Genomic DNA, 23,814 nt, shown 5'->3' with positions numbered 1-23,814 from the left:
TAACATTCAATATTATCAATAAAGGGATTTTTCATGCGTACTAAAATATCTGTAACTATTGCCATTCTTTTTGCTAATTATACCAGTGCTACAAATCTAGATAGCACAATGACGTTATCATTAGACAGCCTGCTTGATGGAGTGGTGGTTGAAACCTCATCATTTGAACTCAATTTAACACAAAACAATAGTTCTATTATTTCTACTTTAAATAAAGATCAAATACTAAAAGGCTCAATAAACGATGGGCGTGTTATTTCATTTGCCATCGAAGGGATGCAACAAACATCCTATTTTCTAGGCCTTAAAAATGAAGCGCGCGGCTACTCTGGTACATGGTATTCATTAGAGGGAGCAAAAGGAGACTGGGATTTATTGTCTCCGAGTATTACAGAGATAAAACGAGACTGTAGTGAAATTTATGACGCTGGAGAATCAACAGGAGATGGTTATTATCAAATTGATCCTGATGGTGAAAACTTTGGTATTGAAGCATTTGAAGTTTATTGTGATATGACAACCCAAGGTGGTGGTTGGACATTGTTTGCACACCATAAAGACGCGATACCTCAAAACATAGAAGGAAACCCTGTTAGTCCAAACGAATATTCAGTTCTATCAGATGAAAGATGGAAGGCCCTGAGGGAAAACATCAACGTAGGAATTATGTTGATTGATGAATTAAACAAAATTACTCATGTATCAAAAGATACTATGTCTCCGACTAACCCAAACAATGTATTCCACCCATGGGTCGTCGATTCGTTATCAACAGACAACTACAATACCAACTATGGTGGGCTCATGATCTGGTGCAATACAACCTATAGTATACGATGTACCAACGGTTCAAACATAAGTACCCACCCTTCAATGATTCAATTAGCAGGGCAAAACTATACTGGTTATGGGATTGCTGGAGCAGCAGTGTACGATGGAGAGAATCAGATTGATTCATGGCCCTACCCAACTCACTACTCTTATAGTCAACAAAATGAATTGCTTTACTATCTAAAATAGTCAAATCGAGCCTAGAGCATGCTCTGGGCTTCTTTTTTGTATTAAACGGAAATTGATTTCATTAAGCTTTGAGCGAGTGAAGCTTAACTAAGCAAAAAGAAAACTCGCCCTGCATTATCTTCTTCCTCCGTTGCACGTATCCAAGTGCGTCGAAAAACTCGCTGCGCTCAAACAAGTTTCGACTTCATCACTTGGCCACTTGCGCTACTCAGCGATAATGGAGGAATCAAAAAGCAGCTCCGAGTTGTACTTTAGGTTCATTTTAACTAGGTACTAAACATAGTCTTTTGATGTTGAAATCAAACTATAAACAAACATTCCACGAATGCCCAAAATAAGATAGCCATGAGAACAACCACACGAATCGATCCCTATCATCTTCGCCGAGTAGCGTAAATGAACAAGGGAGAAAAGTTGAAGTCTGTTTGAGCGCAGCGAGTTACTTCAACGCCCTTGTGAGTGCGCAACGCAGGGTATAAGAAGATGCGGGGTGGCCTTTCTTTTGTATACTTTTCTTTGGCCACGCAAAGAAAAGTATATCGCCGTCAAGGCGAAACCCAAGCTATCCACAGGCTAGATAGCTAAATAAGAGCATTAACTAACAAACCCATATTTCCCCATCATCTTCGCCGAGTAGCGTAAATAAACAAGGGAATAGAGTTGAAGTCTGTTTGAGCGTAGCGAGTTACTTCAACTCCCTTGTGAATGCGCAACGCAGGAATCAAGAAGATGCGGGGTGGCCTTTCTTTTGTGTACTTTTCTTTGGCCACGCAAAGAAAAGTACATCGCCGTCAAGGCGAAACCAGCACGACCAACACGCCATTATGTGTAATCAGAGTTGCAATCTAAAAGCAGAGCTTTCTTTTGCTTGTAAGCTTTAGCTGAGCAAAGCTTATGACGTCGCCGCAGGCGAAAACATAACTCACCACACGTTCGTGAACTAAAGTTAAAACTGGCTATGCTTCGCAAAACTCTGTGGCGTTTCCCCAAACTCTTGGCGAAACACTTTCACAAAACTACTCACACTTTTGTACCCCAAGGAATGCGCGACTGAAGTGCTACTCTCGCCTTTGCTTAACAACTCTAGCGAGTTCATTAAACGAAAACGGCTGCGCCATTGGCGAAAGGTCATTCCTGTTTCGGCTTTAAATAAGCGTTCTATGGTTCGCACGCTCGCGCCAGCCATATTCGCTAGAGTAGCCAATGATGGTGTTTCATTGGGGTGTTGCACCATATAGCTAATTAGCTTTACTAATCGCGAATCTTTACCTGAAGGAAGGCTCATTTCAAAAGGCGTCAAATTCTCTAGCTCATCAATGGCGACCATGCCTAAGCGCTGAATGTTTTGCGGGGCCATACGCTGAGGAACTTGAGTGAGTCGCAGCACTATTTTCCGCATTAAAGGGCTCATGCTTAGCATTACGCCTTTCTTTTCGCTTTGCCGAACCGGGAAGGAAGGGTCGATGAATAGGTTGCGTGTTCGTGCGGCGATTTCGCAGCTCACTTGATGGCTTACGCCGCCAGGGATCCAAACAGAGTGGCTTGACGGCACAACCCAAACCGCTTGCTCACTGGCAACACGTAATACACCTTCTGCTGCCCACAGCAACTGACCGCGCGGGTGAGAATGCGGCACCATTCCTGACTCAGCAAGCATACTTCTGGCGTTAGTTAATACCGGTTTATCTGGATCAAGCGTAAAGGCCACTTCGCTAGGCATCCACATTGTCGACTTAGGAACACGCTTTGTCATATTTAGCACTTAAAACGACAGAGAGGTTTCGCTATCTTAGAAACATGAACACATTCAGTTCAAGTTTAATTTCATAGCCTTTAATCGGAAACAACACATGGACAGTAAATTCAGCATTAAACAGTCAGCATTATTACTCGCCTTTATCGCTGCATGTTGGATTGTAGTATCTCCGCTGCAAGGTTACCCCGCGCTGTTTTCTTATAGTGCTGCGCTGGTAATGATTACGCTAGCGCTATGGAGCACAGGCGCTATTCCCCCATTTCTAACCGGATTATTGTTTTTTGCACTAGCCGCCACGTTTAAGTTAATTCCCAGTGATATTTTGTTTTCGGGTTTTGGCTCAACGGCTGTCTGGTTGATTATTTCAGGTTTTATTATTGGCTCGGCGATCTCGGTATCTGGCCTAGGTAAGAAGCTAGCCTTAGCGATTTCTCCTCACTTAAGCGCTAGCTATACACACCTGATTGCAGGTTTGGTCTTTAGTGCAATGCTATTGGGATTTGTAATGCCTTCTTCAGTTGGCCGAGCGGTAGTACTAGTGCCGATTGGTATGGCTTTAGCTGAGCAAATGGGTTTTACTCAAGGCAGTAAAGGCCGCATCGGTATTGCCACTGCACTGGCGCTGTCTTGCAACATGCCTAGCTTTGCCATACTGCCAGCTAACATTCCTAACATGATTTTGGCGGGTTCCAGCGAAACGCTGTTTGATATTAGCTTTAACTATACTGAGTATTTACTGCTGCACTTTCCTATTCTGGGCATTGTTAAATCAATTTTGATTGTGATGTTGGTGCTGCGCATTTTTCCTGCCGAACTCCCAGCATCACAGCCAATAGCCTCCTCTGAGCAAGGCGAAAAATTTGATAGCAAACTGCAAAAACGCGTCGCCATACTGTTATCCATCACCTTGTTGTTTTGGGTGACAGACTCGATTCATGGCATTAACCCTGCTTGGGTTGGCCTAATCACTGCGGTTATTTTGCTAATGCCTAAATGGGGTGTGGTAACAGCTAAATCCTTTAACAACTCGGTAGATTTCGGCACCATTGTTTTTGTCGCTGCAGCTCTAGGGCTGGGGGCCTTAGTTAATAGCTCTGGCCTTGGTGAATATGTAGGGCACAGCTTTAGTCGCCTATTGCCAGAATCAACCAACAGTTCGTTACTGCACTTTATGTCGCTGTCATTAATTTCAACATTTACCGGTTTAGTGACTACCATTCCAGGAGTACCTACGGTGCTAAGCCCAATGGCGGCGAACTTTGCCGAAGCCAGTGGTTTTAGTTTGCCCGCGGTATTGATGACTCAAGTGATTGGCTTTTCTACGGTGATCTTTCCCTACCAAGTCGCGCCACTTATTATCGCTATGCAGTTAGCTAACGAACGACTCACCGAACTACTTAAAATTACTATTCCACTGGCGGGTATCACCATCGTTGTATTGATGCCATTAGACTACCTATGGTGGTGTTTATTGGGCTGGATACACTAAGCGACATGCACCAACAAATACCGAATAACTAGCGCAAATAGTTAAGGCAGCACGTTAATCCGCTCTCGGCCATTAGATAAGTTTTCTACTATCACTTGGCTGCCTATTTCTTTTCGCCGAGTGTTAGTTTCAAGAATAAATTTTTCACCATGGTCCATGTGAACAATATACTCGTAGTGAGTTTCTTCACTCTTTGATGCCTGGTGACCAACTGCGCCCCCTACCACTACCCCAGTAACGGTAGCGGCTGTTTTACCACGCCCACCACCCACTTGATTACCCAGTAGTCCACCAATAGCGGCGCCACCTATTGTGGCTAAACCGCTAGAGCTTGACTTAGCCACAGTTTGTTCGCTCATTATCTCTCCGTAAGAGGTGCGCAAAACAGTAATCGGTTCAGACGCACAAGCGCTAAGCAACAAACAAAAGGGGATTGATAAAATTATATTTTTCATTAACTTACACTGCTATTTTTTTGAAATTATACCCTATACAAAAACTGATAAACGCAAACAATAATCATATTTAGATAAATTGAGTTAATAGAACAGCGAATAAATAAACCAAAGGTGAAAAACACCGCAAACCCTTTGTAGAGATTGGTTTAAGAGGCAAAACTAGCGTGGACTTAGGCTGAATCATCTTTGTCTTCGATGAGGGCGTTGCAACAAATAGAGCCAGCCGTGGGAGGACGAAAAATATAAAACAGCTTGGCGAGGGGCGACTCGATAACAATGCGACAAATAAGAAATGCGTGTTTAGAATAGCTTGAGAATAGAGTTCGCCAGTTAACCCAGCAGCTTGTTAAGCGTTTAGGCTAACAAACCTAGCATTTAGCAAAAACGCTCACTGGTCACAGTTTACCAGTGTGTATAAATACCAATAAACACAGTGTTAAGTGTTAAGGCCAAAGAGCAACAGCGAAATACCCTTTAGCCCAGACTTACTATTGGGCGATAAGTTCAAACCAATTCATATTGAATAAGTAACCAGAACCGCCTTTGAAGTTGAAACGTAAGGTTTGCGGGCCAGCTTCTAACATAACGGTAGACTCAATGGTTTTCCAAGCTTGCCAATTGCCGGTGCTTTTAACCTTAACGGTGGCTTTTTCACTGTCATTTGCTAACACCACAAAACGACCACCATCAGTAGCACTCGCAACACGAGCAGTCAGTGTGTAACTGCCGCTAGCAGGCACGTCAATCGCATATTCAACCCAGTCCCCATTTTCAATGTAACCTATGTTTACACCTCCGCCAGTATCAGAGCTAGACTCGGTTTTAATGCCTTTTTGATTAGTGAAATCTTCAGCTTCAACTTTCACAGAGGCATTGGCCGCTACACTAACAAATGTTGCTAAGGCCAATACACATACAGAACACACTTTAACGAACTTGTTATTAAATAAAACAACCATAGGTTTTCTCTCTTCTAATAAAATATCGGTAGATGGCGAATACGGAGAAAACCTAAGCCTGGCAGAACTACGCACCTATTCATTGCTTATAATTTAACCCGTATCTGCAGGTTATATAGATTCATTTTTCCAGCAAATTTTAGCCGCGCCATTTGTGATCAAGCACTCGCGCATAGTAATTATTGTTAAATCAAGTAACATTTTGTTAGCGTTAACAAAGTTAATACTCAAAACGAATTACTTTCAAAAATACCCACCCTCTCATTGAACAAAATGAGGCGGAGCGATACGCCTCTCGTACTAAAGTACGAAACAATTCATACCGCCATGATGATTAACCCAGCAAGCTTGATGGCCGTTGCTATATTCAAACCTGCTCACCGCGTTAAGGATGGTGGGTTTATACAGCAAGGAAGATAATATGAATAAAATACTAACAATAATGAAGATCGCCGCAGCAGGTTTAGCATTCATCGTAAGCGGCGCGCAAGCTACCGAAGAAGTTAGGCTAAGGCATGCCCAATTTACCCCGTATCTTGAGAATGGCTTTGCTAGCGCAGAGCTAGAAGGCGCGGTAGAAGTGAAAAACATCGGCCCAAACAAACAAGTGTGGATACACTACCAAACTAGTGATGGCCAATGGCTAGATCATCCCGCCTTTTACGTAGCCGCCACCAGCAATGGCTATGAAGCATTTAGTTTTCGCTTACCGCTACAAGGCTCAGTATCTGCGACTCAATTTGCCATTAAATACCAAGTCAATGGCGATACTTATTGGGACAATAACAACCAACAAAACTACCAATTTGACGCCACTACCCAAACCCATTTAGCCCATCAAGCAGTAGCTTTGGATGATGCCTACCGAGAGTCATCATTAATCACCGTAACCGCCCGCGCCTTAGCCAGCGGCAACGCAGATAAAGTGACAATGGTGTACTCAGACACCAATTGGCAGCATAGCTACCGTACTAATCTTACCCTTAGCCATACTGTTGCCGACGGCAATGGCTTAAGTGGTGTATGGACTGGCCAGCAGTACATTGAATACTACCGCCGCTTTGAGTTTTATCTTGAGTACCAAGATGGTCAGAACACGTTTATTGATAACTACTATGGCAAAAATTATCGACTGTTCAAAACGGGTGAAAGCCTCGGTCGCGGTGAGCTGTTGCAACGCTATCCTCAAGTGTACTTTCGTGGCGAACCGAGTGGCTGGAACTCATTACCTATGAGCTTAATTGATGATTACACGTGGTCAACAGTGGTGTATTTCGACGGCACTACCGACTTTAAGTTTGATATCTACAATGATTGGTCACGTAATTTTGGTGACGACACTAACGATGGCTTTGCCAACTTAAACGGCGCCAACATTCAAGTAGACCACGCGGGCTCTATTCGCATCACCTTTAATAGCTTAACTGGCGCTTATCAGGCCACACCCGTTAACTAATACGCTTAATAAAAGCCGGAAACAAAAAAGCCTCGAGCATAAACTCGAGGCTTTTAAAACAGTTGGTGTGCTTTTTAGATGCGGGTTTTACGACGCGACAGCGCTAAAAATACCAAGCCAAAGGCGAATAGAATGGTGGTTGAACCTTCACTTACCACTGCAGGTACTTGAGGAGGTGTCCAGTCAAAACCAAAGCTGTGAAATTCGCGAGCACCAGTATAACTCTTAGCCGCTACACTACCGTCAAATACTGCTCCGCCGGTAATGTCAGCATCTAAAGCGAGCACCGAACCAACAGTGGCTAAGTTATTAAAATCAATGGAATCTGCTTCGTAAAAGTTCCAAAGAATATTGGCTGCACCAATGTTTATACCGCCTGCTTGTAAGCCAAAACCGTTAGTAAGGTTTACCCCGCCACCTACAGTTACATCGCTGCCAGATACGTTAATCACCACTGTTTCTGCAGTGCCAGCATCTAAAGACAATGAGTTGTTCTGAGCAAATACTTGACTAAAATCGAGGTCAAATACAGCCACGCTATCTGCACCGCTATATAATAGCTGGCTGCCGTTTAACACTGCATTACTGCTCAAGCTAGCGAAATAAGCTGAATCATTACGCAATTCTGTTTCAACATCATCAAAGGCTGCTTGCATGTCAACTTGATTGCCAGCAGTCACACTTTGTACACTAGAACCACCGCCGTTAAGGTTAACATTCCACGCTAAATTGTAGCTGCCACCATAGCTTAAGCTGCCCGCATTAAGGTTAATGTTACCGGCATTTACATCGCCAACAATAGTAACGGTGTCTTTATTAGGTACTGTTGTTTCGCGCGTAGCAAAAGTAGGTGAATGCCCGGCCGCATTTAAATTACCGCCTAATAAGGTGCGCCCTTCTACTTCACCGCCTTGGTAATTGTAATCGCCAGTTAAAATGAGGTTGAAATCGCTAAGAGGGGTAGCCTGAACGAAGCCCGACATTAGCATTGACGCTACTACAATGAGATGTTTTTTACTGCTAAACATGTATTTCTTAATTCCTAATCTTACTAACACGGCGCGCAGGGTTCGCGCTAATCTGTCACTCGTCACTCACCGACCATTTCGGTGGTGAATCAAACAATACACATCACTAAGCACAAATCAGACCACTAAGTAATAGCCTTTATTTATCATACAGTTAAAAGTTAGTACATTATTATGAACACATAGAAATAATATATTTTGTAAAAAAAGTCGACAAATGCAAGACTCTAAACTAGTAAACACCAAAAACACTTCCCTTAAGTATTATCAAATTAAAAACTACATTAAAAAATCAATAAAAACAGTAAATTACTACTGGACAGATTAGTGATAAATTGCTCAAATCCTCGCTGACAAAAAAATCATAATAAATAGTCAATTTTAATACTCAACGCTAAGTACAAACGTTACAGACCAGACGACTGGCTTATCACTGAAAAAGATAAGCCTTCTTTGCACTTTGTTGAACAAACAAACACAAGGAAAACACAGTGAAACAACATCAACATCTATTAGGAAAAGCGAGAGGCTTTATAAGCCTGCTTTGTTTAGCTTTTTCCTTCTTTGCCAATGCAAATACCAGCAACGACAGCATTGATTTAAACCGCTTACTTAATAGTTTCAGCGCGCAACCGGCTACGTTTCAAGTGGCAGCAGTAACTAGCGATGAATGTAACTTAACCTCTGAATGTAAAAGTATTTATGGCAACAGCGCTTACGATTGCGTTAATTCCCGCAGCTCGCAAAGCTATTGCATGTGTGAAGACGGCGTATGTGCCGACATACAAAGCCCTGTGCTACCGGAACCTGAACCGGACTACGGAGACGAGTGTGACACTACCGCTCAATGTAAAATCATCCACGGAAGTACTGCTAATGACTGCGTAAATTCACGCAGTGAGCAAAGTTATTGTCAGTGTGGAACCGAAGCATGCCGAGATATAAATGACGGCGGCGACAATGGTGGTGACAATGGCGGTGACAATGGCGGTGACAACGGCGGCGATAACGGTGGCGACAACGGCGGTGACAATAACGCACCAGAGGTCACTACCCAATATCAAGAGCTGAATGGCTTAATCATTATTGAAGCTGAGAATACCTTATCGGACTTAGGCGAATGGCAGCGTAAATCTGATGTAAGCGGCTATACCGGCAATGGATACTTAGAGTTTAACGGCAACAGCTATATATCTGGTCCGGTTAACTCTCCTTTGGTGTACAGCTTTACCGCTGCGCAAACGGGTACGTATCACTTACATATGTACGTTGCGAGAGAAACCATTGATAACCGCAGTGACGTAGCCAACGACGGTTATGTGCGATTAGATGGCAACTATCAATCCATTGATGGCGATGGTAATGCCACTAAAGCCATTTTAAGCTCTGATACCAAATTCTATGGTGGAGCGGATAAAAAATTCGTGTGGGCTTCTGGTAAACGTTTAGATAAAAACCATGCTAAGCACAACGCTATTTATCACTTAAACGCTGGCGAAACATATACTTTTACCCTTTCTGGCCGCTCTAAGTTTTTTAAAGTAGATCGCTTTGTATTCCGCCATACCTCGGTGGGAACTGCTGAAGCACAAAATCTGAATCTGCCAGAAACCCTTGCCACAGCGACAGCAAAAACCTGTGAAATAGTGGGCGAAAATCAACAATGGCATAGAGTAGAGCTTAACTGTAAAGGTTACTTTGCTGATGAAAGTGATACAGCCACCTTCACTAACCATCGTTTTGATGTCACCTTCAGCCAAGGCAATCAGCGTGTTGTGGTACCGGGTCACTTTGCAGCCTCAGGCGATGCTGCCGACAGCGGCGCTGGCCAAGGTGATGTATGGCGCGCCTATTTTATGCCACCAAACACGGGAGACTGGGATTACCAAGTATCTTTCCGTAAAGGCACTAACATTGCGGTAGATAACCAAGCGAATTCAGGCCAAGCAATCGCCGGTTTCGATGGAAATAAGGGAACCTTTACGGTTACTGCCTCTACTGCCGATAGCCAAGATTTGCGTAGCCAAGGTTTATTGCAGCATATAGATGGCGAACGTTATCAGCGCTTTGCCGGCAGCGGCAATGTATTTATTGAAGCAGGAATGGGTAGCCCAGAGAACATCTTTGGTTATGCTGACTTTGACAACACAGTAAAAGGCAGCGGCGGCTCGTGTAAAGGCATTTTGCACCAGTTTGCTGAGCACGAAAGTGACTGGCAAGTCGGTGATCCAAGCTGGTCTGGCGCTCAACAAAAAGGCAAAGGCTTAATTGGCTTAATCAACTACCTAGGCTCGCATCAGGTAAACAGCGCTTACATTATGCTGAACACCGTAAAAGGTGATGGCTGTGATGCCCATCCTTGGTTGATTTATCAAGAAAATGGCAATAACAAACGCACCTTTGATGTGAGTAAATTAGACCAGTGGGAACGCGCCTTTTCACATATGACACAGCAAGGCATTATGCTGCATATGATGACTCAAGAAACCGAAAACGAAACATTGCTTAACAATGCCAGTTTAGGTTTAGAGCGTAAGCTGTATTACCGTGAGTTAATCTCACGCTTTGCCCACCACCCCGCAGTGCAGTGGAACCTAGGCGAAGAGCAAGATGCCACTTCAATTGCAGCGTTAAAATCTTACTCGGATTATATTCAAAATCTCGACCCCTATAATCATGGCATTACCCTGCATACTTACCCAGGTCAACACGATCGTTACGATGATATGTTAGGTCACGCAAGCTTCGGCGGCCCAACTATTCAATATGGCAGCATTCCAGAAAACGCTAGCGCAACGGCAACACGTAACTCAGTTTATGGGGAAACCATTAGCTGGTTAAACAAATCTGCGGCAGCGGGTAAACAATGGTACGTTACCTATACCGAAGCCTCGGGTAGCCATGCACCTAAACCTTATCAAGATGTAAGCTCTCGCCAGCGTGTTTACTGGATGTGGGCCAGTGTTATGTCGGGCGGTGCTGGCTTCTCTTGGTACTTAAAAAATGACGGTGGCCATGCTTACGACTTGGCGGTAGAAGATTTACGCGAATTTGATCAGTTATGGCAACAAACAGGTCACGTTCACTACTTCTTCAAAGAGGTCTTGCAAGCTCAGTTAGGTTTAAACCTACAAAACCTTGAGGTAGATAATTCAGCCACTTCAAGCAATAACAATTGGGTGTTATCTGATAAGCAAAACAACTACATCATTAACTTGCGTAAAGGTGGCAGCACTAACATTACCTTAGCCAATAACAACCTTTATCAAGTGTACTGGTACAACCCACGCAGTGGAGCTCTCAGCAAAGGCTTAAGCCTAAGCGGCGGTACTACGCTTAATATTGGCAATCCACCTAGCGAAACCATTCAAGATTGGGTCGCTCTGATCACCAATCGTGAGCTAGGTGAGAATGGCCAAGGTGGCGATAATCCTAGCCAACCTCCCGTGAGTAAAATTGTCTTAGATATAAATAGCTTTGATATCTCAACAGTGAATGGTTTTGTACCTGCTTATAAAGACATTGCTCGCAATGCTTTGGCGGTAAATGCAGGGAGTTATAAAGATAAGTACGCTGCAGCGCGCTACACCTTTAATGGTGATAACGCAGACTATAGCATCACTATCACAACGCTTACTGAAAATGACGGAGAGAGTAACTATCGTTTAGTGGTCAATGGCCAACAAGTGGGTGAATATACTAACCCTAAATCGGCAAACAACTACCAAACCAGTAAACATACTTGGAGCGATATTTCGTTAACTCAAGGTGATGTGATTCAAATTGAATTTAACTCCACCTCTAATGGCGAAGTGATTTCGAGTAACGGACAAGCAGACTACGCACGTGGTCGCTGGCGTTCACTAGAACTAAGCGCGCAATAAACTCCATTCAGTGGGCTAAGCTTACTTAGCCCACTTTTAATATACTACTCACTGGTAAACTTCTACTGCACAGGTAAGCTCATCAACCATTTATACATCCGCGAAATACGCCTGCAGGTGAGACAGCATTAAACTGGCTTTATTAGATAAATAACGATTATGGGGATAGAGCGCCCAAATACCCTCAGGGTCTTTTTGATAAGGCAGCAATAACTCTACCAATGCTCCCGATTGCAAATGCTCTTTCACGTAACTATCGGGTAACTGCACAATGCCCAGCCCTTTCAAGCTAGCGTCTACCAGGGCGTTCCCACTATTACAGCGCAAACGGCCCCTCACTTTTAAGGTAGTACTTTTACCCTGCTCAGCAAACCGCCAATACTCGGCACTTCCCTGAAGACAATTATGCTTGGTAAGTTCATTAACACTATAGGGCGCACCATATTGCGCCAAGTATGCGGGTGATGCACACACATGTAAGCTACGTTCACCTAATCGTTTGGCCATCATGCTTGAATCAGGTAAATCACCCAGCCGTATCGCTAAATCAATAGCTTCATCAACTAAATCAATTTTTTGATTAGTTAGCTGTAGCGATACTTGTAACTCAGGATATTGCAGGCAAAAATCATTCACTGCTGGCGCGATATGCTGCTCACCAAAGGTCACTGGTGCTGTCATGCTAAAGCTGCCACGAGGCACGTTTTGTAACTGGCTTAAACTTCGTTCAGCATCCTGCAAGCCCTCAATCAATGGCCTACACTGTTGGTAGAATAATTGACCACTATCGGTCACCGAGACCCGTCGAGTGGTGCGATAAAATAGCTTAATGGCCAAGCGAGTTTCCAGCTGAGAAATTTGTCGACTAACTTGGGCTGTGGAAATACCTAAGCGTTGAGCCGCCACTGTAAAGCTCTGCGTTTCAACCACTGCCACAAATTCGTTAATACCGTCCCACTGGAACATAGTGACCCACCTAAGCAAATAACACTGCAGGAAATACACTTGAGCAAGTCACAGGACTTCAATCAATGATTATTACCACACAGTAAAAGTGAATTAACAAAAAACCAGATTATCACCAAACTAGAAATAAATATAATGTTCGCATTAGATACGCCCAACCTGGCGATCACTAACACCAATGAGGAAGAGCAATGACTGCCCAAACCATTCAATCAAAAGCGGCTGTAGCATGGGCTGCAGGCCAACCATTAAAAATGGAAATTGTGGATGTTGCGCCACCTAAAGCAGGCGAAGTTCGCGTAAAAATCATCGCCTCTGGCGTATGCCACACCGACGCATTTACGCTATCGGGCGATGATCCTGAAGGGATCTTCCCCGCCATTTTAGGCCACGAAGGCGGCGGCATTGTAGAATCCATTGGCGAAGGTGTCACCAGTGTAAAAGTGGGTGATCACGTTATTCCGCTATACACCCCAGAGTGCGGCGAGTGTAAATTTTGCAAATCAGGTAAAACTAACCTGTGCCAAAAAATTCGTGAAACCCAAGGTAAGGGTTTAATGCCCGACGGCACTACCCGTTTTTCTATCAATGGCGAGCCAATTTATCACTACATGGGTTGCTCAACCTTTAGTGAATACACGGTACTGCCAGAGATTTCACTGGCTAAAATTAACCAAGAAGCCCCATTAGAAGAAGTGTGCTTATTAGGCTGTGGGGTAACGACGGGCATGGGCGCGGTAACCAACACTGCCAACGTGCAACCCGGTGATACCGTGGCGGTATTTGGCTTAGGCGGTATTGGTTTATCAGCCATTATTGGCGCTCAAATGGCCAAAGCGGGTCGCATTATTGCCATCGACATTAACGAGTCCAAGTTTGACTTAGCCCGCAAGCTAGGCGCAACTGATTGCGTAAACCCTAAAAACTTCGACAAGCCAATTCAAGAGGTGATTGTTGAGATGACTGACGGTGGTGTGGACTTCTCATTTGAGTGTGTGGGCAACGTTCACTTAATGCGTAGCGCGCTAGAATGCTGCCATAAAGGTTGGGGCGAGTCGGTGATTATTGGCGTAGCCGGTGCCGGCCAAGAAATATCAACACGACCTTTTCAGTTGGTCACCGGGCGAGTATGGAAAGGCTCTGCATTTGGCGGCGTAAAAGGCCGTTCAGAGCTTCCTGAATACGTAGAGCGCTACATGGCTGGCGAGTTTAAGCTTGATGACTTTATTACCCACACCATGGCCTTAGACAAAGTAAATGAAGCATTTGACTTAATGCATCAAGGTAAGAGCATTCGCACCGTTATTCACTTCGACAAATAGGAGTAAAACGGCATGCAAGACATTGAACTTATCAGTGAAAACAAAAGCTTTGCCGGCTGGCACAAACGCTACAGCCACCATGCTAGCAGTTTAAATGGCGTGGCTACATTTGCTATTTATTTGCCGCCACAAGCCAGTGCTAATCAGCCTGTCCCCGTGCTGTATTGGTTGTCTGGGCTCACTTGTAGCGATGAAAACTTTATGCAAAAAGCCGGCGCACAACGTCTAGCTGCAGAGTTAGGCATTGCCATTGTGGCGCCCGATACTAGTCCACGAGGCAATGATGTGGCCGATGATAGCGGCTACGACTTGGGCCAAGGGGCCGGTTTTTACCTAAACGCTAACCAAGCGCCGTGGAGTTCGCACTATCAAATGTACGACTACATTGTGAAGGAGTTACCAGCACTGATTGAGTCGCGCTTTCCGGTGAGCAACAAAAGGGCGATTTCAGGCCACTCAATGGGGGGACATGGCGCCTTAACAATCGCTTTGCGTAATCCGCAACGCTATAGCTCGGTATCAGCCTTTAGCCCCATTTGTAATCCCAGCGCAGTACCTTGGGGACAAAAAGCCTTTACGGCATATTTGGGTCAAGACCGACAACATTGGGAGCAATACGACGCCAGTTTGCTAATGCGTAAGGCTAGCCAGTATGTACCGGCCTTAATTGACCAAGGAGAAGCAGATCAGTTTTTGTTTGAGCAACTAAAACCTGAGGCCTTAATCGCCGCCGCGAAGCAAAGCAATTACCCGCTGAAGGTAAACATGCATCCGGGTTATGACCATAGCTACTTCTTCATTGCGAGTTTTATTGAGTCACACTTAGCCTTTCACGCTCAGCACTTACTATAACGAGCACTTGAAATACAGCCAAAAAAGCCAAGCTATGCTTGGCTTTTTTATTTGTTGCGGTTTTAGTCCTGCGTTAATTCAAAGCCCAAACGCGCAATCTCTTGGCCATTGATGTGCAAGGCTACAAAGTGTTCACCGGGATAATATTTGCGGGTAGAGATCGCTTTAAACGAGTGTTGTTTTTCAATCGCAAACATTTCATCTTTGTTTAAGCTAAGGTTCTTTAACTTAAATACCTTGGCAGCGGTTTTCCCATTTGCTTTAACAAAATGCACCGCAAAATCTAACACAAACTTTTGCTTAGCTTGCTTAGCCCGAATCGCCAAGGCAAAGGTGAGCGAATCCCCCATTTTTACTTGTGGCTTAAGTAACGCAAATTCTTCCAACTCAATCTGCGGCTTAGCGGTGTATCCCAACAGGGGGAAACTTAAAGGGTGCCCTTGTTTCACCAAGCTACGAGTCGCATGTTTTATCACCCATTCCACTTCTTCACTGGCCTTGCTTTGCCAACGTTGGCAAAGCGCTAACACCTGCTCGGGGTGATCTTTGCTGATGTCATTTAAGTTATTCGCCACCGAGCGCCGCACGTATAAACTATCATCTGCTTTAAGCTTATCCAGCAAAGCAAGAATAGGAGTGGGATCGCCAATCAACCCTTTTAATTGCGCCCCCCAAGGTAGCCGCGGGCGGCACCCTTCGCTGGCTAAACGCCTGATGTGCTCATCTTCATCTTCACACCAATCATGTAACTGCGACCACGTTAACTCTGGATACTTTTCAATAAACGGACGAATAGCGAACTCAGCACTAAACAAAGGAGTTAATAGGGCTAATACAGGCAAGGCGCGTTGAGGATCATTTATCCCTGCAACGGCAACATAATCAGTCACTGGCCAAATAGCAAATCCACGCAAGCTATCATCCGGGTCACCGCGATCCCAATGCTTTGGCAGTTCAGACAATATCTTTGCTGTCTCACTAAAGTCAGCCGGTAAGGTTTGCTGTAACACCTCAATAATTTGGGTCACCCGCTGCTTTAGCTCTAAGGCTTCAAGACCATCTAGCACCAAAGACATAAAGCGCTCACGATCAAACTGGGGATAAACTGCAGTTAACCCTTTTGAAATACGCTGTAATGCAGGCTCAGCTAAGCCATTTTTCATGAGCATTTGTTCCATCAAACTTCCTCAGTAATCGCTACTGCCACCACGCTATTGACATTAATCACAATTAAACGGTGTGTAGCTATTAACAAACGATAGAAACCAATATATTGAATAAAAAACAATTAATCATCTCAATATACAAAACTGCTCAATCAAGAGGCTATAAATGGAATTATTGCGCCCGTCCAACTTACTCATCCCAGTGTGTTTATCACTAACCCTCGTCGCTTGTGGGGGGGGAGGCTCAGCAAGCTCTAACAATTCACAAACTAGTGAACCCGCACCAGAACTACCTACTGTAAACGGAGTGATGAAATCAAAAGCAGCTAGCGGCTTTGTCTATCCAACGAATACCCTAAGTATGTATGACAGCAAAATATGTAGAAATTACGATCGCTATTATGAAACTGATAAGGTAATGGTTTTTGGGGGAAGTAATACTTCTACTGAACTATTTGAGCGCTTCGCCAGCTGGACTGAATTTGGATTAACGGATTTACAACAACGAATGGGAACAGATTTACTGGCGCTACAACAACGCTATCCGTTTAGCTTGGAAACATATCTTGTTGCGACTACATTTTTCCAAGAGCATGCCAGTACTTTTGAAGGAAAACAGTTATATCTACAAATCACCGGGGAAGAGCTAACAACAGACTACGACGATCTTATTGACGAGACTTTGCAGAAAAAATACCTTTACCAGAAGGTCCGTCATTTAGACAAATCTCAAATGGCTAATTTGATAACAATGGTAAAAGAGCAACTAGATCCAAGCTCGTTATCAGATTCTTTTGGGCAATCTCTCCCTGAAAAACCTATTGTGTGCCTAAATAACGGATTCAATAACACGAATTATTGGGCCACTGGTAACCTGGTTGGCTATACAGCCAGAACTGATGATGACAGACCGACTTCGGCTTATATTGTCACGCATGAGCTGATGCATACCGTGCAGCACCAATATGTGACTAACTTAAGCCAAGTAGATCGCTGGTTTTTAGAAGGCAGTGCCGAGCACGCAATGGGGCACATACCCGATCCCACCACGCATAACAATCGCTATCCTTTAGACGATAAGTGGGAAAGCACTTTAGGCTCAATCGCTTATAGCCACTACGGTATCGCAGTAGGTTACTTAGAAGCCACATCTCCGGGATTTATAATTAATGTGCTTAAGTACATTGCTGACAATGGCGTGTACCACGTGGTTACCCATAAACAAAATTCTGAATATAACTATGATGTTCTCAATCAACCTAACCCCGACTTTAGAGAAGCATTTAATGCTTACGCCAAGCGCCCTGATGGAAGTGCGTTAACTTACTCAGATTTTGAAAGTGAATACCATGAGCTAATTGATCAATGGATAGCTTTACAGCCGCAAGTCGAATCTCGCTCAATCAATACCACAAGCAACCGTGTTTCTTATGATTCTTTTGACTTAAAGCGTTAATACCTTTAGCTAGTCGCCTACTTAAATAGGCGATTAGCACTTTAAGGCACTAACCAGCGGGTTAACGATGAACGCGTTAGCAACCAGCTAACCACAAACGCTAAAGATAAAGCCACCACAGTAATTACCAACAAGGCAATGCTTGAGTGGCCGAACCATTGGTAAATCCCATAATCTGGATTTCGCACTGGAATCAGAAAAAGTGGATGGACTAAATAGATACCGAAACTGTATTTTGAAATGATTTTAATCAACGGTCTAAAACCGTCAGGCACTCGTTCAGCATAAGCTTTAATCAATACAAACAAACTCATAGCTATTACCGCTGTATTCAAGCTTTTGTAACCCATAAATACACTGCTGTATTCGCCTTGCTGCCAAATGAAAAAGGCGCTACCGAATACGTTAAACGCTAGAGTTGCCGCGCCAGTGGCAAGCCAAAACTTCAAATGGGCTTGTTGGTCGTTGTTAAACAGGTACCAGCCCATAATCAGGTAACCGGTATACAAAATAATATTTTGGCGTAGCGGCGTTTCTACTTTTAGCCAGTGCATTAAGGTCAGCAATAACCAAGCAGCTAGCAGCAGCAGAATCCGCTGCTTATCCATTTTATATAACAAAGGAGCGAGGAGCGGAATCACAAAATATAGAGGGATAAAATCGTAGAAAAACCAGAGGTGATACCAAGTATGTTCATTCGGCGCATTTTCTAATAGCGTTGCCGTTGCCTCCCAAGACCAAGCACTTTCTTGGTAACCACCAACAAAGGCGTAAATCACTGTCCAGGCTAAAAAAGGGAGTAACACTTTGGCTAAACGACGCGGCAAATAGTGAGCAACATTAAAGGGCCGCCGATCCGACATTAACAAAGCACCACTAATCATAATAAAAATAGGTACCGCCCATCGGCTAATTGCGTTGAGGGAAATAGCCGGCAGCCATTCGTGCCACGCTAAGTCTGGGACCATGTCTCGATAAGGGCCGAGCACATGAATTCCCACCACGGCAATAGCAGCAATAAAGCGCAAACATTCAATGTAAAACAAGGACGGGCGAACAGCTTGGTCGTTAGCCATAAAAACATTAACCTTTTTATTATTAATGGTTAGAGCCAGCCTAAGCGAGTTGCCTAAGACTAACGTTAACCTTACACTAAAACATTGAATAAAGGCCATAATGCAAGGAGAGCAAGTGCCTATTAACCGTTCATGGAAGGACAAACGTAAGTTATTACTGCTGTTACCACTTATGTTGCTATGCGCATTTTGCTTTACTTCTTGGCTTAGTTATCAAGTGGCGTATAACTCTTTAAAAGAGCAAATCGAAACCACCCATTTACCCCTTACCAGTGATACGGTTTACTCCGAAATTCAACAAGATTTGTTGCGACCAATTTTTATTTCATCACTAATGGCTCAAGATACATTTTTACGAGACTGGGCCTTAGAAGCCGATCCAGACGCTGCACCAATTATTCGTTACTTAAGTACTATTCAACAACGCTATCAAACTGTGACTAGCTTCTTTGTATCGGCCAGTAGTAGCCGCTATTATCACCCAGATGGGGTGATAAAAAGCCTGTCCATTGATGACCCTGATGACGCTTGGTTTTACCGCGTTAGCCAGCTTCCTCCCTCGCAAGACTATGAAATAAACATAGATTACGACACTGCCGATACAAGCCGTACTACCGTGTTTGTAAACTACAAAGTCTATGACTTTAATGAAAAGCTGATTGGTGTTACCGGTGTTGGGCTAAGCGTAGACTCGGTGAAGAAACTGATTGGCCACTATCAAAAAAACTACCAGCGTAGTGTTTATTTTATTGACCCTTTAGGCAACCTCACCTTGAGCGATTCTGGCTTTACTGGGCCTCGTAATATAAAACAGCGCGCAGGCTTAGCCGAGCAAGCTACCTTGATATTAAGTGCCACTGAAGGCCGATACAGCTTTAACGAAAATGGTTCGCAGATTTATCTCAATGCGCGCTACATTCCTGAGTTTAATTGGTACCTTATTGTTGAGCAGCAAGACCTACCTGCTACTGCTCAGTTGCGACAAACTCTTTGGATTAATCTGTTTATTAGCCTAGTGGTCACCCTGTGTAGTTTAATTGTCGCTAACCTCACTGTGGGCCGATACCAGCGCCATTTAGAAACGCTGGCCTCTACCGATAAACTCACGGGAATGTCTAATCGACAAAGCTTTGAAGGACATTTAGAGCAAGTAATTGATATTCAACACCGAGCCAATAGCCCCTGCTCGATTATTATTTTCGATATTGACCACTTTAAAACAGTGAATGATAACTACGGCCATAATGTTGGCGATATTGCACTAAAACAAATGTCCGAATTAACCCAAAAGCATATTCGTCAATCCGATGTAATCTGCCGCTGGGGCGGCGAAGAGTTTATTGTATTGCTACCAAACTGTGATGCCTTAGCTGCTTTAGAGGTGGCAGAGAAGATCCGCCTAGCGGTTAATCACAACGAACTAAACATTAACGGCCATCTCATCACCATGACCATTAGCTGTGGTATTGCGCAGATTAAAACCCATGAAGTGCTGGCAAGTTTACTGATAGACCGTGCCGACAAGGCGATGTACCAAGCCAAGCAAAATGGCAGAAATAGAAGTGTTATTGCAGAATAGCTAAGTACTTAGGCCCGCTGCGTCAATATGCAGCGGGCAATACTCATTATTTAGCTTTAGGCGGGTAGTTTTCTAACATTAAAGCTACTTGCTCATTAATGAACTTAGCACGGCTTTCTGGGCCCATGGTTTCACGTAATTGGCTTTGTGAAATAGAGCGCCATACCAAGGCTTTGGTTTCAGGATCTAAAAACTCCACCACCAACTTACCGTATTTACGTTCCTTATAACGATCTGGCGAACTCACGCCAATCGCCCCGTGTTTGCGGCCAACACCTACCGAAAACGAACCGCCATAAGATTCCAACTCAGTAGCAGTATCTATTCGATAATCCACTAACAAATCGGCCTGTTCAAGCTCTACCACCTGCAAGCCTTTGGCTTTCAGTTGGCTATCCAGTTCACGCTCAATGCGCTGGCCGTCAATGCTGGCTACGGCATCTTCTGGCATCGGTGCAAAGGCAAAATCTTTGTATTGGCTAAAGTCTTGATCTATGTTGTAGTCAACAGCAGGTTTTATGGTGCATGCTGCCGCAGTAAAAGATAAACAAGCAATAATAAACAAGCGATACATGGTTTACTCCAAGCGCTAATCGCGCAAACTTCGTTAAATTAAATCTAACATAAGTCGCCAATTTTACCCTACCCGTTATTTACATGACTAATGCTTAACCGCAGCTCAGCGCTTTGTTATAATTGCCGCCGTTAAAATATTGGTGGTTTATCATGTCTCAATTCGAACAACGCTTTGGCGGTATTGCCCGCCTTTATGGCCAAACAGCCCTTGCTACATTTCAGCAAGCTCACGTATGTGTCATTGGCATAGGTGGTGTGGGTTCTTGGGCGGCAGAAGCGCTAGCCAGAAGCGGAATAGGTAAAATCACCCTGATCGACCTCGATGATATTTGCACCACCAATACTAATCGGCAGATCCACGCAACCACTGGCACAATAGGTCAATCTAAAACCGAAGTAATGCGCGACCGAATTCTGCAAATTAATCCTGACTGCGACTGTCGTGAGATTGAAGATTTTGTCACTAAAGACAATTTGGCTGAATACATCACCAAAGATTTTGATTACGTGATCGATGCCATCGATAGTGTAAAAGCCAAATCAGCCTTAATTGCTTTTTGTAAACGTAACAAGATCAAACTGGTTACGGTAGGTGGTGCTGGCGGGCAAATAGACCCCACTCAAATCCAAATCAGCGATTTAGCCAAAACCATCCAAGATCCATTGGCCGCTAAAGTACGTAACGAACTGCGCCGTTTTTACAATTTTAGCAAAAACCCTAAGCGCAAATTTGGCGTAGATTGTGTCTACTCTACCGAGCAACTTATATACCCCAGTAGTGACGGTGAAACCTGTATGGCAAAACCTGATTCAGGTGGCAGTATGCGCATGGACTGTAGTGGCGGTTTTGGAGCAGTAACCCACGTTACCGCAAGTTTTGCTTTTGCCGCCGTATCTCGGGTATTAAAGAAACTAGCAGCCTAAATAACCACCGAAACAAACCCTTTAAATATCAAGTAAATAGCAACTTTTAATTGATTATTTATTCGCTCTCCCTACAATCCATTTTAAGCATAACAACCGCGAAAAATACTATTGGCCCCAAGGTTTATCTAGTGTTTTAGGGATGCTGTTCTATGCTTAAAACATCAGCAAAGGAGAGCTAAGATGTCTTGGGATAAATCCAGCCTACGCTTCAAAATATTATCAGTACTTATCGCATCACTAGTATTATTAATGGCCGTGGCCATATACACCGCACTTCATTTAAAAGAAACCGCCAACAATTTTGACAAACTCACCCACAATGAAGTTCATCTTGAAGAGGTTGCTCTGCTTTCCCACATTGCATTTAAAACCCAAATCCAAGAATGGAAAAACGTCCTGCTACGTGGCCACGATGCCGAGCAAAACACAAAATATTGGGGGCGTTTTCAAGATAAGCAGCAACAAGTTCAGCAGCAAGTCACCAAGCTTGTGAGTGAACTTGAAGAAGCCAACTATCCGGAATTAGCGCGCACAGCCAAAGACTTTCTAGCATCACACAAAATACTGGGTTCAGCTTATGCCAAAGGGAAAGCTGAATATGAAGCGGCAGGCTTTGACTTTAAAGTGGGTGATAAAGCCGTAAAAGGCATGGATAGAGCGCCTTCAAAGTCGATGGCCGAATTAAGCGATAAACTGAAAGCGGTTACCGCCGAGCTAGTTGAAAAAAACACAATACAAGCGCACAAAGTCAGCTCCATAACGTTTTTGATTATCGGTATTAGTAGCTTATTAGTTATATGTATTAGTTTCATCTTTATGGAACGTGAATGTATCAAGCCAATTAACTCCTTGGTGGACGATATTGATTTACTCTCCGATGGAAAACTCAATGTCACCATTCATTTAGAACGCGGAGATGAGCTAGGTAAACTGGCAAATGCCACTCGAAAACTACAACAGTTTTTGCTGTTAACGGTGTCAGATTTAACCCAGTCAGGGGAGCAGCTGCATAACTCCTCAAGCATGTTAAGCACCATGTCTGAAGACCTTGCCAAAGGCACCCACCAACAGCGAGAAAGCTCAGACTTAGTGGCCACTGCTATTCAAGAGATGTCCCACTCAGCTGACGAAGTGTCGCAAACTGCAGCCAATACCGCAGATACTACCCACAATACTGACCTTACGGCGCACAACGGCGCTCAAGCCATGAAGGAAGTGATAACCAGCATTAACAGCCAAGTAGCCGATATTAGTCATGCTGGGCAGGTTGTAAAAGATTTGGCAGCTGACTCCAACAATGTTGGAGCCGTGCTTGACGTCATTAAGGGCATTGCCGAACAAACTAACTTGCTGGCATTAAACGCAGCCATTGAAGCCGCTCGTGCTGGCGAACAAGGCCGAGGTTTTGCAGTGGTAGCCGATGAGGTAAGAACTTTGGCGCAAAAAACACAGCAAAGCACCAGTGAGATTCAAAACATTCTCGAAAAAATCCAAGGTGGCGCCAATAACGCAGTAACGGCTATGGAGCAAAGCCAAAGCCGTACCGACGAAGTGGTCACGCAGGTAGAAACTGCCGAAAGCCTGCTCTCAGAAATTGTTACTTCAATTGGCAGCATCAATGAGATGAACCTGCACATTGCCTCTGCCGCTAAAGAGCAAACAACCGTCGCTGGTGAAATAGCCAGCTTAATTGAGCGCATCGCCGATGTAGCCGCGCAAAACTCACAACAAGTTGATGAGTCGAATCAAATCAGTGACCAACTCAATCAGCTAGCCGACGACTTCACCAGTCAGCTGAAACGCTTCGTTTACTAAGTAATAGGCAGAAACAAAAGCCCAGCAAT

The 23,814-nt window shown here is 44.1% G+C and carries 18 protein-coding genes; 10 read left to right on the top strand and 8 right to left on the bottom strand.

The window, feature by feature from the left end:
- The first annotated feature begins 33 nt into the window (after nucleotides 1-33).
- Complete coding sequence (locus FFR00_RS10385; RefSeq protein WP_137673333.1) at nucleotides 34-1,020, top strand: fibrinogen-like YCDxxxxGGGW domain-containing protein; 987 nt, start codon at nucleotides 34-36, stop codon at nucleotides 1,018-1,020.
- Between the two features lie 946 nt (nucleotides 1,021-1,966).
- Here FFR00_RS10385 and FFR00_RS10380 read toward each other — a convergent pair.
- The gene (locus FFR00_RS10380; RefSeq protein ID WP_137673332.1) at nucleotides 1,967-2,773 is read right to left on the bottom strand and encodes a helix-turn-helix domain-containing protein; all 807 of its coding nucleotides are present in this window, start codon (nucleotides 2,771-2,773) and stop codon (nucleotides 1,967-1,969) included.
- Nucleotides 2,774-2,870: 97 nt separating this feature from the next.
- Between FFR00_RS10380 and FFR00_RS10375 the strand changes: the two genes are divergently transcribed.
- Nucleotides 2,871-4,265, top strand: coding sequence for an SLC13 family permease (locus FFR00_RS10375; RefSeq protein WP_137673331.1), 1,395 nt, complete (start codon nucleotides 2,871-2,873; stop codon nucleotides 4,263-4,265).
- Nucleotides 4,266-4,306: 41 nt separating this feature from the next.
- Here FFR00_RS10375 and FFR00_RS10370 read toward each other — a convergent pair whose 3' ends face one another.
- Complete coding sequence (locus FFR00_RS10370) at nucleotides 4,307-4,720, bottom strand: glycine zipper 2TM domain-containing protein (RefSeq protein WP_137673330.1); 414 nt, start codon at nucleotides 4,718-4,720, stop codon at nucleotides 4,307-4,309.
- Nucleotides 4,721-5,211: 491 nt separating this feature from the next.
- Nucleotides 5,212-5,682, bottom strand: coding sequence for a carbohydrate-binding protein (locus FFR00_RS10365; RefSeq protein WP_137673329.1), 471 nt, complete (start codon nucleotides 5,680-5,682; stop codon nucleotides 5,212-5,214).
- Nucleotides 5,683-6,103: 421 nt separating this feature from the next.
- Between FFR00_RS10365 and FFR00_RS10360 the strand changes: the two genes are divergently transcribed.
- Nucleotides 6,104-7,138, top strand: coding sequence for a carbohydrate-binding protein (locus FFR00_RS10360; protein ID WP_161985145.1), 1,035 nt, complete (start codon nucleotides 6,104-6,106; stop codon nucleotides 7,136-7,138).
- A gap of 74 nt (nucleotides 7,139-7,212) precedes the next feature.
- Here the strand turns inward: FFR00_RS10360 and FFR00_RS10355 are convergent, their stop codons facing one another.
- On the bottom strand, nucleotides 7,213-8,166 hold the full coding sequence (locus FFR00_RS10355) for a choice-of-anchor A family protein (RefSeq protein WP_137673327.1): 954 nt from the start codon (nucleotides 8,164-8,166) through the stop codon (nucleotides 7,213-7,215).
- A 491-nt stretch (nucleotides 8,167-8,657) separates the two neighbouring features.
- Between FFR00_RS10355 and FFR00_RS10350 the strand changes: the two genes are divergently transcribed.
- The gene (locus tag FFR00_RS10350; protein WP_137673326.1) at nucleotides 8,658-12,050 is read left to right on the top strand and encodes a DUF5060 domain-containing protein; all 3,393 of its coding nucleotides are present in this window, start codon (nucleotides 8,658-8,660) and stop codon (nucleotides 12,048-12,050) included.
- Between the two features lie 90 nt (nucleotides 12,051-12,140).
- Here the strand turns inward: FFR00_RS10350 and FFR00_RS10345 are convergent, their stop codons facing one another.
- Nucleotides 12,141-13,016, bottom strand: a complete 876-nt coding sequence (locus tag FFR00_RS10345) for a LysR substrate-binding domain-containing protein (RefSeq protein ID WP_137673325.1) — start codon at nucleotides 13,014-13,016, stop codon at nucleotides 12,141-12,143.
- 191 nt (nucleotides 13,017-13,207) lie between these two features.
- Here FFR00_RS10345 and FFR00_RS10340 point away from each other — a divergent pair, with 191 nt between their 5' ends.
- Entirely contained in the window at nucleotides 13,208-14,338 is a 1,131-nt protein-coding gene (locus FFR00_RS10340; protein ID WP_137673324.1) for an S-(hydroxymethyl)glutathione dehydrogenase/class III alcohol dehydrogenase, read from the top strand.
- Nucleotides 14,339-14,350: 12 nt separating this feature from the next.
- Nucleotides 14,351-15,190 carry an S-formylglutathione hydrolase gene (gene fghA / locus FFR00_RS10335; protein ID WP_137673323.1) on the top strand — a complete coding sequence of 280 codons (840 nt, stop codon included), beginning with the start codon at nucleotides 14,351-14,353 and terminating at the stop codon, nucleotides 15,188-15,190.
- A 62-nt stretch (nucleotides 15,191-15,252) separates the two neighbouring features.
- On the opposite strand, the gene FFR00_RS10330 is transcribed toward fghA, so the two are convergent.
- Nucleotides 15,253-16,368 (bottom strand): DNA alkylation repair protein, encoded by a 1,116-nt coding sequence (locus FFR00_RS10330; RefSeq protein ID WP_137673322.1) that lies wholly within the window; start codon nucleotides 16,366-16,368, stop codon nucleotides 15,253-15,255.
- A gap of 154 nt (nucleotides 16,369-16,522) precedes the next feature.
- Here FFR00_RS10330 and FFR00_RS10325 point away from each other — a divergent pair, with 154 nt between their 5' ends.
- Complete coding sequence (locus FFR00_RS10325; RefSeq protein ID WP_137673321.1) at nucleotides 16,523-17,812, top strand: hypothetical protein; 1,290 nt, start codon at nucleotides 16,523-16,525, stop codon at nucleotides 17,810-17,812.
- Between the two features lie 41 nt (nucleotides 17,813-17,853).
- On the opposite strand, the gene FFR00_RS10320 is transcribed toward FFR00_RS10325, so the two are convergent.
- A complete protein-coding gene (locus tag FFR00_RS10320; protein WP_137673320.1) occupies nucleotides 17,854-18,888 on the bottom strand; it encodes an acyltransferase in 1,035 nt (344 codons plus the stop codon).
- Between the two features lie 172 nt (nucleotides 18,889-19,060).
- Between FFR00_RS10320 and FFR00_RS10315 the strand changes: the two genes are divergently transcribed.
- The gene (locus tag FFR00_RS10315; protein WP_235836206.1) at nucleotides 19,061-20,467 is read left to right on the top strand and encodes a sensor domain-containing diguanylate cyclase; all 1,407 of its coding nucleotides are present in this window, start codon (nucleotides 19,061-19,063) and stop codon (nucleotides 20,465-20,467) included.
- A gap of 46 nt (nucleotides 20,468-20,513) precedes the next feature.
- On the opposite strand, the gene FFR00_RS10310 is transcribed toward FFR00_RS10315, so the two are convergent.
- The gene (locus FFR00_RS10310) at nucleotides 20,514-21,041 is read right to left on the bottom strand and encodes a DUF4136 domain-containing protein (protein WP_137673318.1); all 528 of its coding nucleotides are present in this window, start codon (nucleotides 21,039-21,041) and stop codon (nucleotides 20,514-20,516) included.
- 152 nt (nucleotides 21,042-21,193) lie between these two features.
- Between FFR00_RS10310 and tcdA the strand changes: the two genes are divergently transcribed.
- Both tcdA and FFR00_RS10300 read left to right on the top strand, forming a co-directional pair.
- Nucleotides 21,194-21,967 (top strand): tRNA cyclic N6-threonylcarbamoyladenosine(37) synthase TcdA, encoded by a 774-nt coding sequence (gene tcdA, locus FFR00_RS10305; protein WP_137673317.1) that lies wholly within the window; start codon nucleotides 21,194-21,196, stop codon nucleotides 21,965-21,967.
- Between the two features lie 183 nt (nucleotides 21,968-22,150).
- A complete protein-coding gene (locus FFR00_RS10300) occupies nucleotides 22,151-23,785 on the top strand; it encodes a methyl-accepting chemotaxis protein (RefSeq protein ID WP_137673316.1) in 1,635 nt (544 codons plus the stop codon).
- The last annotated feature ends 29 nt before the right edge of the window (nucleotides 23,786-23,814 follow it).

This window comes from Agarivorans sp. Toyoura001 (genome assembly GCF_005405585.1).
Classification (GTDB): domain Bacteria; phylum Pseudomonadota; class Gammaproteobacteria; order Enterobacterales; family Celerinatantimonadaceae; genus Agarivorans.
The sequence above is the reverse complement of the archived record's forward strand: the minus strand, read 5'-3'. Positions and strand labels throughout refer to the sequence as shown.